Below are 13,368 nucleotides of genomic sequence, written 5' to 3'. Positions count from 1 at the left end.
TGACTCACCCCCTGTGGGAGCCGGGCTTGCCCGCGAAGAACGATGACATGGTGTACCTGAAAAACCGCAGTGCGCCCTTCGCAGGCAAGCCAGCTCCCACATTAGCGCGAGTCGACCGCCCACCCAATGATCGACTCAAAATCTGTAGGAGCATGGCTTGCCCGCGATGGCGTCCTTACGGGCAATGCACAACCATCAGGGCTTTTTGGCCTGCTGATAAAGCGGCATCACCTTCGGAATCGCCGCTTGCAACGAGGCGATCCGGCTGCCGGATGACGGGTGGGTACTCATGAATTCAGGCGGCGAGCCTTGCGACGCCTTGCTCATCTTGTTCCACAGGGTGATCGCAGCATTCGGATCAAAACCGGCGCGGGCGGCCAATTCCAGGCCAATCAGGTCCGCTTCGTTTTCATTGCCGCGGCTATTAGGCAAGGTCATGCCGTAATTGGCCACGGTGTCAGCCAAGGCCAGGGTATCTTGCCCCAGACCCAACAGCGCCCCGGCGCCCTGCTTCGCCATTTCAATACCATAGGCCTTGGACATCGCTTCACGACCGTGCTCGCGCAGCGCGTGGGCAATTTCATGACCAATGATCGCAGCGATTTCAGCGTCGGTGAGTTTCAGCTTGTCGATCAACCCGGAGTAGAAAAAGATCTTGCCGCCAGGACCGCAACTGGCGTTGAGCTCGTCACTCTTGATCAGGTTGACTTCCCACTGCCATCGGGCCGAATCCGGACGAAAAATCGGCGCCTGGGCGATCAACCGATTGGCAATCGCCTCGACCCGTCGGGCGTCGGCACTGCTCTTGTCCAGCACACCTTTACTGCTCGCCTCCCCCACTTTCTGCTGGTAGGACTGCGCATACATCTGGTTGACCTGATCGGTCGACAGCATGCTGAACATGTACTGCTGGCGCTCCACACCCACCGCGCCGCCGCTGGTGGTGTTGACGGACTCGCAACCGCTGAGCAGCAAACCTGCGCTCAGTGCACACAAAACCAATGACTTATTCATCAACACACTCCCTGAAAACATGGCGCGTATCCTAGGCGGTGATTTGTACCGGCGCCAGATACAACGGACGTGTAGCACGGACATTTCAAATTCACCACGAGCGCGGCCCTCGCGAGCAAGCTCGCTCCCACAAGAACTCCGCAATCCCCTGTGGGAGCGGGCTTGCCCGCGAAGGCGTCGGAACAGACACTGCAAAGATCGTGATCCATTTCAACCCGGGGTAAGACACTCCGGCGCATTGAGCTTCGGATCATTCACCAGATTGGCCAATACCCGCTCGCGCAACGCCGTCGGCTCGCTGGCCAACAGCGCCTGCAAGGTGTGCAGTGGAGTTTCGGGGTTCAGCCAGGCTTCTTGCCCGGCGGCATCGAGAATCAACGGGCGGCGCTGACTCGAAGCGGCTTGAGTGATCACCGCGGTGCTCAACCAGACCTGTTCCTGCACCGGATACGCTTCCCAGATTGCTGCAAAGAACAGCGCCGAGCCCTCCCCCGGCGTCAGCCAGTACGGACGCTTGCGGGTGGTCCCACGCCATTCGTAGAAACCATTGGCCGGCAACAGACAGCGGCGTAAACGAAAAGCTTCGCGAAACATCGGCTGCTCGGCCAGGGTTTCCGCCCGGGCATGGGCCGGCGTTCGCGACATATCGGTCAACCATGGCGGCGTCAGGCCCCAACGGGCACGGGCCAATTCGCGCTGGCCATCACTGCCGGCACGCAGCATCAACACCGAATCATTGGGGGAAATGTTCCACTGGGCCTGCTGATCGGCGGGGAAGCCAGGCAGGGCCGCGAAGGCGGGGTTCCAGCGAAACAGGGCATAACGTCCACACATGGGGCAACACGACTCTGGATAAAACGAACGTCAGCCTAACAGACCAGCGTGCCGGGAAAGCTGTCCGGTTCATCGCAGGGCAGCGGCAGCGCGGCATTGTACGCGGCGATCAGCTCTCGTGCGTATTGCGCCTGGTCGTTATCCACCGCCAGGCCGAGCAGCCCGGACACCGGCAACTCACCGGCAGCGCCCAGCAGATCGCGCCCCACCAGATGCGCTTCCACGCCTTCACTGGCCAGCATGCTCTGAAGCAACTCACCTTCCATCAGGTTTTCCGGTTCGTAGACTCGCTGCATAAAAGCGCCCCCGTCACTCGTTTTCGCTGCGAACGTCGAGCATCCATTCATGGCCGTCGGTTTGCAGCGTGAACACAATCGGCCGGCAGCACACCGGACAATCCTCAATGTACTGCTGATCGCCCCCGGAAAGGTCGAGTACGGCCTCAACCGTTTCTCCGCAATAAGGGCAGTCGTAGTGTGCAGTTTCCAGCATCGCGGTCTCCCAAGTGACTTGTGCGTATAATCGCCGGTCTATTTGCGGGGCTATTTTTGTTTGAGCTAACTTTTCAGACCGTGCCCGGTTACTTTTTGATCCAAACCTTTACTTACCCTAGCCGTTTCCAACAAGAGAGCATGATGGGCGAATTCGATGCCATCCGACCTTACGACGACAGCGAAGTCCCAGCGGTACTGGCACGGCTGCTTGGCGACAAGGCGTTTCTAGATATCCTCACCCACTTCCGCTTCCCGCGCTATGCCGGCGCCCTCGGCTGGATGCTCAAACCACTTATAGCTCATCGGCTGCGCCGTGAGTTCGCCGGCATCACTTCGGTGGCCACCTTGCAGGACAAGGTCGAGTTTTACGTCGACCACACAATCGAGCGTGCCACTGACGGCGTGACCTACACCGGCGTCGAGCAGTTCAAGTCCGGCAGCGCTTACCTGTTCCTGGCCAACCACCGGGACATCGTCATGGACCCGGCCTTCGTCAACTACGCGATCTACCACGCCGGCCTGCCGACGCCACGCATCGCCATTGGTGACAACCTGCTGCAAAAACCTTTTGTCAGCGACCTGATGCGCCTGAACAAGAGCTTTATCGTGCACCGTTCCATCAGCGGCCGACGCGAGAAGATGGCTGCCTATCAGCTGCTTTCGGCCTACATCAGCCATTCGATCCGCAACGATTGCCAGTCGATCTGGATCGCTCAGGCCGAAGGCCGCGCCAAGGACGGGGATGACCGCACCGAGTCGGCGATCCTCAAGATGTTCCACATGAGCCGCAAGGACGAGCCGTTCGGCGAAGTCATTCGCTCGCTGAACCTGACCCCGGTGTCGATCAGCTACGAATACGACCCGTGCGATCAGGCCAAGGCCCGCGAACTGTACATCCGCGCCACTACCGGTTCCTACACCAAGGTTGCGGGCGAAGACGACGTCAGCATCGCCAAAGGAATCACCGGCTACAAAGGTCGCGTGCATGTGAACTTCGCCGCGCCGATCACCGAGCTCTTCGAGGACACCAAGCAACTGGCGATCGAAATGGACCGGCAGATTCTCGGTGGCTACCGGTTATTCCCGGTGCACTACCTCGCTTACGCACAATGGAGCGATGCCGACCCGCAATTGCAGGTGCCGCCCGCCGCCGACCTGTTCCCGGCCGAGGAATTGGTCAAGGCCCAGGAAGAATGGCAACGTCGCCTGGACGCCTGCCCGGCAGAGCACCGTCCGTTTCTGGTGCAGCAATACGCAACGCCGGTGCGCAATCAGTATCGGGTCAAGGCTGGTTTGCTGCTGTAAGGCGATGGGTGAAAACGACAACGGCGCCCTTGGGCGCCGTTGTTTTTTCTGGAGCGGACAATGCGTTGGGGCGAGTACAAAACCTGTGGCGAGGGAGCTTGCTCCCACTGGGCCGCGAAGCGGCCCTAAAATCTGCAACCCCGTTGTGTCAGACACACCACATTCTCAGGTTTTGCGACTGCTTCGCAGCCGAGCGGGAGCAAGCTCCCTCGCCACAATTGCCCACCAGACAGAAATTTGCGCTGACTGGCCGGCGCCCACTCTTGCACCGAATTCAGACCTGAGTACTGACCCACGACACCAGCAACGCCAACGCCAGACAGGCGAAGCCAAAGCAGTAGAAAAACCGGTTCCTGCGCAAGGTTGCAACGTCCAGCAGCATTTCCGGCTGGTTGACATTGCGGCTTTGGCTTTGCGCCGACAGGCTGGCCAGGGCGCGTTGTTCGCGACGACGGGTCGCATGCAGCAGCCAGCCGCCCGGGCAGGCAAACAGCAAGGCGAGGAGATTGATCAGTTTGGCGGGGTGGGCGTTGAACATGGACCAGATCAGTTGCAGCGACATCATGAACCTCGAGTAAAACATGCCATTGGGGCCCTCGGACAAGCACCCGCGGCGCGGATTCTACCGAAAGCGCTGGCACATGCCCGCCCTTTTCGACCAAAAGCCCGCCGTCCGCCGATTAATTTATGCGGTCACGCTTTCGTCATCTAAACAAGCCAGTCTGTTGCCCCTCGATACCGACACGGAGCTTGTCATGTTGCATGCAGAGAACCAGGACCGCCTTTATCTGATCTCCCCCAGCGATGAGCAGCAAGCGCTGGTCGGCAGTCTGGCCTTCAATGTCCAGGACCGTCATTGGCTGGTGTATTGCGCCCTCGGCGGCCATCAACATGCCGATCTGCCGGAGACCGACTTGCTGACCGGAGTGAGCATGCTCGACTTTTATGTCGAAGCGGCCTGAATTCAGATCGTTCCCACGCTCTGCGTGGGAATGCATCCCGTGACGCTCTGCGTCACATTCAGAAGCGGACGCGGAGCGTCCATGGCGGCATTCCCACGCGGAGCGTGGGAACGATCAAAATCCTGAAATGAAAAAGCCCGGCTTCAGTGATGAAGTCGGGCTTTTTCGTAGCGGGCCAATCGCCTGGATGAATCTTATTGGCTCAGGATCTGGCCGATGGTCGGATCCTTGAACAGCCGGGTCAAGGCATCGCTCAACACGTCGCTGACCAGCTTGGTGTTGGTTTCCTGGTTCGGTGCCATGCCGAAACGCTGATCCAGCGATGCGCCGTAACGGCCGCTGTAGCGACGGTTGGCGTTCGACACATCGGAGCGGAAAGTCGCGCCGATAGTCGCTTCAGTCACGTACATGCCTTCCTTGGGCGACTGATACTTCAGCTCGACCAGGGTCACGGTCACTTGCGGGGCATTCAGGGCATTCGGACTCGGGGTGAAACCCAGCAGGCGCACGGCGGCTTCAGCCTGGGCTTGCAGTTTGGGCACGATGTCGGCGCTGGCGACGCTGATGGCGCTGGTTTCAGGGTACAGACCGCCACGGGTCCCCAAGGTTGGCGACGGACGACCGTCGACCACTCTCACCACGACCGGCTGCCCCTGGCCCACAGGTGCGAGCTGGGCCGTGAGTTTCGGTTGCGGGCTGAGTTGTTGCGGGCTGTGGGCGCAGCCAACCAGGGTCAAACTGGACACAGTGATCAAACCGAACAACAGGCGTTGCAACATACTCATTTCTCCAGAATCAGGCACAAACAGAATGCCAGTATAGCGGTGGGCACGCGTAGCAAACCAGCGAGCCTGAATACTTGCTGAAGAGTTGTGCAAAGTAATGCCTGGCAGCCCTGCGTAACCTTAATGTCATGCCAGACTGGCACTCTTCAAGGCAGTCAGACATCAGGTACGTTGCCATGCAATTTCTATGGTCACTGTTCACGCCTCAACGCAAATACCGCTACTTCGCTTTGCTCGATGCCAATGAGTGCTGCCAGGCTTTCAAGCACTGCCGCCTGCCGCCAATGGGCGCTGGCTGGGTCGAAATCGAAGAAATTCGCCTCAACTGGCTGCAGCAACCATTGCCCGCCAATGCTCGCATCAGCCCGCGCATTCCCCGCTCACGGCTGCAACAAGCGTTGAGCACCTGACCAAACGGCTAATAAAAGTCATTTAACAGGACCATTTCTGCGCGTTTCTTCGCTACAATCTCCCCCCGATTATAAGGACGTCTCCTGATCGGGCCTCGCAGCATCGCTAATACGCTTGTATTAGCTCCCCCGCACCGCCCACAGAGAGCCGCCCACACAGATCGAGTGAAGCCGGTGTGCTTGCTGTTTTTTCTGCAAACCACCACTTTTCGCGAATCTGCCAGAGCTGCCATTGCGCTCGGTCACTGAGCTGTTTGCCCGTTTTGCCGCCATGAATCCCATGTCGGCATTGATCCTCGGGCCCGGTGCCAGGCTAAGGCAGCCCTTTTTTGAGGTTCACGTCTTCAAAAGAGCGTGAAAAAACGGGTTTTCACAACTTCACAAGAGTGTGGCGAGCAAATGAATAGTTTTGCGTCTGAAAATGCACTATTAGCGTCTACAACAGCCCAATTACACAGGACCGAGCACTCCTCAAGAACTGGAGCCTGAAGCCTGTCCGCTACGGATTTGGTTGCACGAACGGACGACTTGACCATAAGTCGAATTGCCTCCCGCGCGCTGAAATGAGTTCATACGAACTTCAGGCCCGGTTGGTAGCGTCCGTCGAAGTTGCGAAAAATTGCGAAGATTCGGACATGGCGATCCTGGCCATGAGTGACCTGGGGCGCTATTTGAAGCATGCCCCGTAACTCCTGGCAGCTATGCCGTCAATTTGGTGCTGCAGATTTTGGAGACGCGTTAAATGGCGCATAACGAAGCAGTCGACGTGGTATTGGTTGGGGCGGGCATCATGAGTGCCACCCTCGCCGTACTGCTCAAAGAGCTCGACCCCGCGATCAAGCTGGAAGTCGTCGAGCTGATGGATTCGGGTGCCGCGGAGAGTTCCAACCCGTGGAACAACGCCGGTACCGGTCACGCCGGGCTATGTGAGCTGAACTACACGCCACAGGCCGCCGACGGTACTGTCGACATCAAGAAAGCCGTGCACATCAACACCCAGTTCGAGGTGTCGAAGCAATTTTGGTCTTATCTGACCAGAAAAAGCACGTTCGGCTCGTCAAAAACCTTCATCAGCCCGGTGCCGCACCTGAGCTTCGTGCAGGGTGACAGCGGCGTTTCGTTCCTGAAAAAACGCTTCGGAAAGCTGCACAAGCATCACGCCTTCGCGGACATGGAATACACCGAAGACAAGGCGAAAATGGCTGAGTGGATGCCATTGATGATGCCTGGTCGTCCGGCTGACGAAGTCGTTGCCGCAACCCGCGTGATGAATGGCACCGACGTCAACTTCGGCGCCCTGACCAACCAGCTGCTCACACACCTGGCCAGCGCACCCGATGCCCAGGTCAAGTACTGCAAGCGTGTCACCGGCCTCAAGCGTAACAACGGCGCCTGGACCGTCAGCATCAAGGACGTGAATACCGGCAACTCCCGTGATGTCGACGCCAAATTCGTCTTCCTCGGTGCTGGCGGCGCGGCATTGCCGTTGTTGCAGGCTTCGGGTATCGAAGAAAGCAAAGGTTTCGGCGGTTTCCCGATCAGTGGCCAATGGCTGCGTTGCGACAACCCGGAAGTGGTCAAACACCACCAGGCCAAGGTTTACAGCCAGGCGGCGGTGGGTTCGCCACCGATGTCGGTGCCGCACCTGGATACCCGTGTTGTCGATGGCAAGAAGTCCCTGCTGTTCGGACCTTACGCCGGGTTCACCACCAAGTTCCTCAAGCACGGTTCGTTCATGGACCTGCCGATGTCGGTTCGCGCCGGCAACATCGGCCCGATGCTGGCTGTGGCCAAAAACAACATGGACCTGACCAAGTACCTGGTCAGCGAAGTGATGCAGTCGATGGAACAACGTCTGGAATCGCTGCGTCGCTTCTACCCTGAAGCCAAGGCTGAAGACTGGCGCCTGGAAGTGGCCGGTCAGCGCGTGCAGATCATCAAGAAAGACCCGAAGAAAGGCGGCGTTCTGCAGTTCGGTACCGAACTGGTCGCAGCCAAGGACGGTTCGCTGGCCGCCCTGCTCGGCGCTTCGCCTGGTGCATCGGTCACCGTTTCGATCATGCTTGAGCTGATCGAACGTTGCTTCCCGGAGAAAACCAAAGGCGTTTGGGCAAGCAAACTCAAGGAAATTTTCCCGGCTCGGGAAAAGGTTCTGGAAACCGACGCTACGCTGTATCGCAAGATCAACACGCAGAACAACGTCGCTCTGGAACTGGTTGAGGAAAGCAGCGAGACCGAAAGCTACGCTTGAGGTCTTGCTCCATGAAAAACGCCCCGTTCTCCTTGAGAGCGGGGCGTTTGTCATGTGCGGCGAAATAATCTTTGTGGCGAGGGAGCTTGCTCCCTCGCCACAAATGCCGGCGTGCCTGACGTTAACCGCGAGCTTTGTTGATCAACTCGATGTAGTCGCCAGCATTGCGCTGATCTTCGATCAGGGCGACGAAATCCTTGCCGTGCTCGTCCTTGCCATCCAGGTCGTAACCGGCTTCGACGAAGAACGCCAGAAAACGCTCGAAATCGTCGATACGCAGGCCACGGTAGGCCTTGATCAGTTTGTGCAGGGACGCAGAGGTAGCGTCGACCGGTTCGAAATCGAGGAACAATTTGATCTGCGCATCGCCGATCTCGTCACCAATCACTTGCTTCTTATCTTTACGCATTGCCGACTCCAGCTCGCAGACATTTCACGGGGCGGGCAGTTTACCCCCCGCCAGCCCCCGCGCTCAACGCGCGCGTACGGCCCCAGTGTGCAAGTCGGCCCAGACATGCCCGTTGGCATAGCTCAGGAACTGGCAATAGACCGTGTCGTTACGCAGCAGATCGATCATCACCCGGTATTGGGCCAGCGGGTAAAACAGGGTGAGGGTCCGGGTCTTGTCGTCGTATATCGGCTTTTTCAGGCTTTTGCTTTCGCCATCGAAATTGACCAGTACCTGATTGATGGTTGCGCCCTTGTTCAGCGGTTTGCCCTTGAGGCGGATCAACATCGGCGAAGTCACCGGGATCGGTTGCTGAGTGGACTGGCGCTGACTGCCGACTACCACCGAGTACTCGGTGACCTGCAACAGTTGCTGTTGCTCAGGCGCAGCGTCACGCAGGGTCAGGTCGTCTGGAGGCAGAAACTGCGCGTGCATCGCAGCTGGCGCAGCCGCCAGCGGCAGACTGAGTGTCAGTAACAAAGCAGCGCAACTGCGAATCAAAAGGCTCATGACGGGCTCCAGACACGTGGCAGGGCACTCTAGCATGGGTTTCAGGGCCAAGCCGCCACGGCGGTCAATCAAACTGCGCGCGCATCCAGGCCTGATACTCAGCCACTCCCGCCTCGCCCTCACGGGGCGCCCAATGAGCCAGCTCGCCTTCACCCACTGGCCGGTAAGGCCCGGCCTTGCATTCGAACATCAGACTGTCGGCTTCCAGCACCACCAGCCCATGAAACACTCCCGGCGGCAGATCCACGCCCAGGCAATCGCCGCCGGGCTGTAACACGCGTTTGGTCAGTACCTGGCCCGACTCGTCGAAAATCAGCAGACCGAGGCGGCCTTTGAGTACCAGCAAGGTTTCGGCCTTGTCGTCACCCAAGTGTCGATGGGGCGGGATATAGGTGCTGGGCTGCAGGCCCACCGCCATGCGGTGGCACGGCTCTTCCATCTGGTGGAAGTTGTGATGTTGCCGGCCACGGGGATTCGCCGCAGCTTTCTCGACCAGCTCGGCGAACAGTGATTGATCGAGAAAGCCCGGCGTATTCACGGCTTACATTCCTTTGACTGCGTAGATGCCCGCGGCGTTGCGCCAGTAGCCTTTGTAATCCATGCCATAACCGAAAATGTAACGGTCGATACACGGCAGGCCGACGTAATCTGCTTTCAGATCGGGACGGGCCTTGCGGTCGTGGTCCTTGTCGATCAGCACGGCGGTGTGCACCGCACGGGCGCCGGCGTGTTTACAGAAATCGATGATCGCGCCCAGGGTATGACCTTCGTCGAGGATGTCGTCGATGATCAGTACGTCACGGTCGATGAACGAAACTTCCGGCTTGGCTTTCCAGAACAGATCGCCGCCGCTGGTTTCGTTGCGATAGCGGGTCGCGTGCAGGTAGGACGCTTCCAGCGGGAAGTTCAGATAAGTCAGCAGTTTGCCGGAGAAAATCAGACCGCCGTTCATCACACAGAAAACCACTGGATTACGCTCAGCCAGCTCGATGTTGATTTGCGCACCGACACGGGCGATGGCCGCCTCGACTTCAGCTTCGCTGTACAGGCAGTCAGCCTCTCGCATGATTTGACGGATATGCTCGAGATCAGCGGACATGGTGCTCTCCAAGGGGGTGGCTGTTTCGGAAAAGCGGGCAAAGGTACGCATCCGGCGAAGTCAGATCAAGCGTTTCTGGACTAACGTACAGCATGTCTATAGGACAACACCCTCGGATAGATTAATCTAGGCCGGTTTTTTTGCCCGCCGCCGGAGCCTTTCCCTATGCCCATCCGTGAGATCCGCCATCCGCTGATCCGACACAAACTTGGCCTTATGCGCCGCGCAGACATTAGCACGAAGAACTTCCGTGAGCTCGCTCAGGAAGTCGGTGCGCTGCTCACCTACGAGGCCACCAAAGACCTGCCGCTCGAAAGCTACGAAATCGAAGGCTGGTGCGGCACCGTTGAAGTCGAAAAAATCGCTGGCAAGAAGATTACCGTGGTGCCGATCCTGCGCGCCGGTATCGGCATGCTCGAAGGTGTCCTCAGCCTGATCCCGGGCGCCAAGGTCAGCGCCGTGGGCGTGGCTCGCAACGAGAAAACCCTCGAAGCCCATACCTACCTGGAAAAACTGGTTCCGGAAATCGACGAGCGCCTGGCCATGATCATCGACCCGATGCTCGCCACCGGTGGCTCGATGGTCGCGACCATTGATTTGCTGAAGAAGGCCGGCTGCAAGGATATCCGCGCCATGGTGCTGGTCGCCGCCCCTGAAGGCATTGCCGCCGTGGAGAAGGCTCACCCTGACGTGATCATCTATACAGCGTCCATTGATCAAAAACTCAACGAGCACGGCTACATCATTCCGGGCCTGGGTGACGCCGGCGACAAGATTTTCGGCACCAAGCAGAAGGACGCTTGAGCATGCAGGACGAGTTCAACGACCCGCTCTGGCGCCAGATTCTGTCGGGTGCACAGATGCTGTTCGTGGCGTTTGGCGCATTGGTGCTGATGCCGCTGATTACCGGCCTCGACCCCAACGTTGCGCTGTTCACGGCGGGCTTGGGGACTTTGCTGTTTCAACTGGTCACCGGGCGTCAGGTACCGGTGTTCCTGGCTTCGAGCTTTGCCTTCATCACCCCGATCATTCTCGCCAAAGGTCAGTTCGGTCTCGCCGCAACCATGGGCGGCGTGATGGCGGCCGGTTTCGTTTATACCTTTCTGGGTGTGGCGGTGAAGATCAAGGGCACCGGGTTCATTGATCGGCTGCTGCCACCCGTGGTAATCGGTCCGGTGATCATTTCCATCGGCCTGGCCATGGCGCCAATTGCCGCCAACATGGCGATGGGCAAGGCTGGCGACGGCACTGAGCTGATCCACTACCAGACGGCAATGATGATTTCGATGCCGGCGCTGCTGACCACCTTGATCGTGGCGGTGTTCGGCAAAGGGATTTTCCGTCTGGTGCCGATCATTTCCGGGGTGCTGGTGGGGTTCGCCATGGCATTCTTCTTCGGCGTGGTCGATACCGCGAAGATTGCCGCAGCACCCTGGTTCGCGCTGCCGCTGTTCACCGCTCCCGAGTTCAACTGGCAGGCGATTCTGTTTATCGTTCCGGTTGCGCTGGCACCGGCCATCGAGCATATCGGCGGGGTTATCGCGGTCGGCAGCGTCACGGGTCGTGATTACCTGAAGAAGCCCGGCCTGCACCGCACCCTGTTCGGTGATGGCATCGCTACCACCGCTGCCGGACTGCTCGGCGGCCCGCCCAACACCACCTATGCCGAAGTCACTGGTGCTGTGATGCTAACCAAGAACTACAACCCGAAAATCATGACCTGGGCATCGATCTTCGCTATCAGCCTGGCGTTTATCGGCAAGTTCGGCGCGCTGTTGCAGAGCATTCCAGTGCCAGTGATGGGCGGGATTCTCTGCCTGCTGTTCGGCTCGATCGCCGCGGTGGGGATGAACACGATGATTCGCCACAAAATCGATCTGAGCGAAGCGCGCAATCTGGTGATTGTGTCGGTGACGCTGGTATTCGGGATTGGCGGTATGCTGATCGGCACCGGGACAGGCCCGGATGACTTCGGCCTCAAAGGCATCGCCTTGTGCGCCGTGGTGGCGATTGCGCTGAACCTGATCCTGCCGGGTAACGACAGCTGGAAGCACAAGAAGGCGGATGAGTCGTTGCTTTGACGGGATGAAGACTTGGAGGTCTTTGTCGCCAGTTAAATTGCTTTCGCGAGCAAGCTCGCTCCCACACTGGATCCTTGTGCACACACTGTGTGTTTCAACCAGATCTAATGTGGGAGCGAGCTTGCTCGCGATTGGTTCTTGAATCCTACAACGCTATCGGCGCCCGCTCACAAAGCGCACTCAACGCATGCGCCCACTCAGCGTTGTCATTCAGGCACGGCACCAGCACCAGTTCCTCCCCGCCCGCCTCGCGGAACTGTTCACGCCCACGATCACCAATCTCTTCCAGCGTTTCAATGCAGTCGGCAACAAACGCCGGGCACATCACCAGAATCTTCTTCACGCCCTGCTGCGCCAGCGCCTCAAGACGCGCTTCGGTATAGGGTTCGATCCATTTGGCCCGTCCCAGTCGCGACTGGAACGACACCGACCACTTACCCTCCGGTAACCCCATGCGCTCTGCAAAGGCAGCCGCTGTGCGCAAGCACTGGCCGCGATAACAGGTCGCGACGACTTGCGGTGGCGCGTCACGGCAGCAATCACCTTCGCCTTCGAAGCTATGGCCGGGATTGAGCTTCTTCAAATGCCGCTCTGGCAAGCCATGAAAACTCAGCAGCAGGTGATCGAAATCCTGCTCTAAATGCGGTTTGGCACTGGCCACCAGCGCATCGAGGTATTCCGGCTGGTCGTAGAACGGCTGCAAGATCGAGAACTGCACGTCCAGCTTCTTTTCCCGCACCACCCGTTTGGCTTCCTCGATCACCGTGGTCACGGTGCTGTCGGCGAACTGCGGATAAAGCGGCGCGAGGGTCACGTTCTTCACGCCTTGGGCCGCCATGCGGGTCAACACCGTTTCAATCGACGGCTCGCCGTAACGCATCGCCAATTCCACCGCGCCCTGTTTCCACTGCCTGGTCATCGCCTGTTGCAGGCGGCGACTGAGCACCACCAGCGGCGAGCCCTCCTCCCACCAGATCGAGGCGTAGGCATGGGCAGACTGCTCAGGGCGCTTGATAAGAATCAGCGAGACCAGCAAACGCCGTACCGGCCATGGCAGGTCAATGACGTAAGGGTCCATCAGAAACTGATTGAGGTAGCTGCGCACATCCGCCACCGAAGTGGAAGCTGGCGAGCCCAGGTTGACCAGAAGCAACGCGTGATCGGTCATGCAACGT

The 13,368-nt window shown here is 58.8% G+C and carries 17 protein-coding genes; 6 read left to right on the top strand and 11 right to left on the bottom strand.

Features of this window, described 5'->3' with window-relative positions:
• Positions 1–195 precede the first annotated feature (195 nt).
• The 4 genes from AC3I0A_RS04105 to AC3I0A_RS04090 form a co-directional block, all read right to left on the bottom strand.
• A complete protein-coding gene (locus AC3I0A_RS04105; RefSeq protein ID WP_489376365.1) occupies positions 196–1,014 on the bottom strand; it encodes a M48 family metallopeptidase in 819 nt (272 codons plus the stop codon).
• 210 nt (positions 1,015–1,224) lie between these two features.
• A complete protein-coding gene (locus AC3I0A_RS04100; RefSeq protein WP_489376364.1) occupies positions 1,225–1,848 on the bottom strand; it encodes an SOS response-associated peptidase in 624 nt (207 codons plus the stop codon).
• Between the two features lie 35 nt (positions 1,849–1,883).
• Positions 1,884–2,144, bottom strand: coding sequence for a putative signal transducing protein (locus tag AC3I0A_RS04095; protein WP_489376363.1), 261 nt, complete (start codon positions 2,142–2,144; stop codon positions 1,884–1,886).
• Positions 2,145–2,157: 13 nt separating this feature from the next.
• Positions 2,158–2,340, bottom strand: a complete 183-nt coding sequence (locus AC3I0A_RS04090; RefSeq protein ID WP_489376362.1) for a CPXCG motif-containing cysteine-rich protein — start codon at positions 2,338–2,340, stop codon at positions 2,158–2,160.
• 140 nt (positions 2,341–2,480) lie between these two features.
• On the opposite strand from AC3I0A_RS04090, the gene AC3I0A_RS04085 reads away from it, so the two are divergent.
• Positions 2,481–3,647 (top strand): 1-acyl-sn-glycerol-3-phosphate acyltransferase, encoded by a 1,167-nt coding sequence (locus AC3I0A_RS04085; RefSeq protein ID WP_489376361.1) that lies wholly within the window; start codon positions 2,481–2,483, stop codon positions 3,645–3,647.
• A gap of 274 nt (positions 3,648–3,921) precedes the next feature.
• On the opposite strand, the gene AC3I0A_RS04080 is transcribed toward AC3I0A_RS04085, so the two are convergent.
• Positions 3,922–4,209, bottom strand: coding sequence for a hypothetical protein (locus AC3I0A_RS04080; RefSeq protein WP_489376360.1), 288 nt, complete (start codon positions 4,207–4,209; stop codon positions 3,922–3,924).
• Between the two features lie 193 nt (positions 4,210–4,402).
• Here AC3I0A_RS04080 and AC3I0A_RS04075 point away from each other — a divergent pair, with 193 nt between their 5' ends.
• Positions 4,403–4,609 (top strand): hypothetical protein, encoded by a 207-nt coding sequence (locus tag AC3I0A_RS04075; RefSeq protein ID WP_489072335.1) that lies wholly within the window; start codon positions 4,403–4,405, stop codon positions 4,607–4,609.
• A gap of 194 nt (positions 4,610–4,803) precedes the next feature.
• Here AC3I0A_RS04075 and AC3I0A_RS04070 read toward each other — a convergent pair whose 3' ends face one another.
• Positions 4,804–5,388, bottom strand: a complete 585-nt coding sequence (locus AC3I0A_RS04070; RefSeq protein WP_489376359.1) for a YajG family lipoprotein — start codon at positions 5,386–5,388, stop codon at positions 4,804–4,806.
• A 182-nt stretch (positions 5,389–5,570) separates the two neighbouring features.
• Between AC3I0A_RS04070 and AC3I0A_RS04065 the strand changes: the two genes are divergently transcribed.
• Entirely contained in the window at positions 5,571–5,804 is a 234-nt protein-coding gene (locus AC3I0A_RS04065) for a hypothetical protein (RefSeq protein ID WP_489376358.1), read from the top strand.
• Between the two features lie 742 nt (positions 5,805–6,546).
• A complete protein-coding gene (gene mqo, locus AC3I0A_RS04060) occupies positions 6,547–8,055 on the top strand; it encodes a malate dehydrogenase (quinone) (protein ID WP_489376357.1) in 1,509 nt (502 codons plus the stop codon).
• A gap of 121 nt (positions 8,056–8,176) precedes the next feature.
• Here the strand turns inward: mqo and AC3I0A_RS04055 are convergent, their stop codons facing one another.
• The 4 genes from AC3I0A_RS04055 to AC3I0A_RS04040 form a co-directional block, all read right to left on the bottom strand.
• Positions 8,177–8,464 (bottom strand): PA4642 family protein, encoded by a 288-nt coding sequence (locus AC3I0A_RS04055; RefSeq protein WP_489376356.1) that lies wholly within the window; start codon positions 8,462–8,464, stop codon positions 8,177–8,179.
• Positions 8,465–8,527: 63 nt separating this feature from the next.
• Positions 8,528–9,013, bottom strand: coding sequence for a hypothetical protein (locus AC3I0A_RS04050; RefSeq protein WP_489376355.1), 486 nt, complete (start codon positions 9,011–9,013; stop codon positions 8,528–8,530).
• A 64-nt stretch (positions 9,014–9,077) separates the two neighbouring features.
• On the bottom strand, positions 9,078–9,551 hold the full coding sequence (locus tag AC3I0A_RS04045; protein WP_489376354.1) for a WbuC family cupin fold metalloprotein: 474 nt from the start codon (positions 9,549–9,551) through the stop codon (positions 9,078–9,080).
• A 3-nt stretch (positions 9,552–9,554) separates the two neighbouring features.
• Positions 9,555–10,112, bottom strand: coding sequence for a hypoxanthine-guanine phosphoribosyltransferase (locus tag AC3I0A_RS04040; RefSeq protein ID WP_489376353.1), 558 nt, complete (start codon positions 10,110–10,112; stop codon positions 9,555–9,557).
• A 165-nt stretch (positions 10,113–10,277) separates the two neighbouring features.
• Between AC3I0A_RS04040 and upp the strand changes: the two genes are divergently transcribed.
• Both upp and AC3I0A_RS04030 read left to right on the top strand, forming a co-directional pair.
• Entirely contained in the window at positions 10,278–10,916 is a 639-nt protein-coding gene (gene upp / locus AC3I0A_RS04035; protein ID WP_489376352.1) for a uracil phosphoribosyltransferase, read from the top strand.
• Between the two features lie 2 nt (positions 10,917–10,918).
• The gene (locus tag AC3I0A_RS04030; protein ID WP_489376351.1) at positions 10,919–12,193 is read left to right on the top strand and encodes a uracil-xanthine permease family protein; all 1,275 of its coding nucleotides are present in this window, start codon (positions 10,919–10,921) and stop codon (positions 12,191–12,193) included.
• Between the two features lie 145 nt (positions 12,194–12,338).
• On the opposite strand, the gene hemH is transcribed toward AC3I0A_RS04030, so the two are convergent.
• Complete coding sequence (gene hemH / locus AC3I0A_RS04025; protein ID WP_489376350.1) at positions 12,339–13,361, bottom strand: ferrochelatase; 1,023 nt, start codon at positions 13,359–13,361, stop codon at positions 12,339–12,341.
• Positions 13,362–13,368 lie beyond the last annotated feature (7 nt).

It is taken from the genome of Pseudomonas sp. KH_024_B2, from assembly GCF_057839965.1.
Note: the sequence above shows the minus strand (reverse complement) of the source record. Positions and strands in the feature narration are given on the sequence as shown.

Bases quoted from the DNA above. Each gene is read 5' to 3' on its own strand.
- AC3I0A_RS04075 (WP_489072335.1), top strand. From the start codon at position 4,403: ATGTTGCATGCAGAGAACCAGGACCGCCTTTATCTGATCTCCCCCAGC.
- AC3I0A_RS04095 (WP_489376363.1), bottom strand. From the start codon at position 2,144: ATGCAGCGAGTCTACGAACCGGAAAACCTGATGGAAGGTGAGTTGCTT.
- AC3I0A_RS04050 (WP_489376355.1), bottom strand. From the start codon at position 9,013: ATGAGCCTTTTGATTCGCAGTTGCGCTGCTTTGTTACTGACACTCAGT.
- AC3I0A_RS04105 (WP_489376365.1), bottom strand. From the start codon at position 1,014: ATGAATAAGTCATTGGTTTTGTGTGCACTGAGCGCAGGTTTGCTGCTC.
- AC3I0A_RS04055 (WP_489376356.1), bottom strand. From the start codon at position 8,464: ATGCGTAAAGATAAGAAGCAAGTGATTGGTGACGAGATCGGCGATGCG.
- AC3I0A_RS04100 (WP_489376364.1), bottom strand. From the start codon at position 1,848: ATGTGTGGACGTTATGCCCTGTTTCGCTGGAACCCCGCCTTCGCGGCC.
- AC3I0A_RS04065 (WP_489376358.1), top strand. From the start codon at position 5,571: ATGCAATTTCTATGGTCACTGTTCACGCCTCAACGCAAATACCGCTAC.
- AC3I0A_RS04090 (WP_489376362.1), bottom strand. From the start codon at position 2,340: ATGCTGGAAACTGCACACTACGACTGCCCTTATTGCGGAGAAACGGTT.
- upp (WP_489376352.1), top strand. From the start codon at position 10,278: ATGCCCATCCGTGAGATCCGCCATCCGCTGATCCGACACAAACTTGGC.
- AC3I0A_RS04040 (WP_489376353.1), bottom strand. From the start codon at position 10,112: ATGTCCGCTGATCTCGAGCATATCCGTCAAATCATGCGAGAGGCTGAC.
- AC3I0A_RS04030 (WP_489376351.1), top strand. From the start codon at position 10,919: ATGCAGGACGAGTTCAACGACCCGCTCTGGCGCCAGATTCTGTCGGGT.
- AC3I0A_RS04070 (WP_489376359.1), bottom strand. From the start codon at position 5,388: ATGTTGCAACGCCTGTTGTTCGGTTTGATCACTGTGTCCAGTTTGACC.
- hemH (WP_489376350.1), bottom strand. From the start codon at position 13,361: ATGACCGATCACGCGTTGCTTCTGGTCAACCTGGGCTCGCCAGCTTCC.
- AC3I0A_RS04080 (WP_489376360.1), bottom strand. From the start codon at position 4,209: ATGTCGCTGCAACTGATCTGGTCCATGTTCAACGCCCACCCCGCCAAA.
- AC3I0A_RS04085 (WP_489376361.1), top strand. From the start codon at position 2,481: ATGATGGGCGAATTCGATGCCATCCGACCTTACGACGACAGCGAAGTC.
- mqo (WP_489376357.1), top strand. From the start codon at position 6,547: ATGGCGCATAACGAAGCAGTCGACGTGGTATTGGTTGGGGCGGGCATC.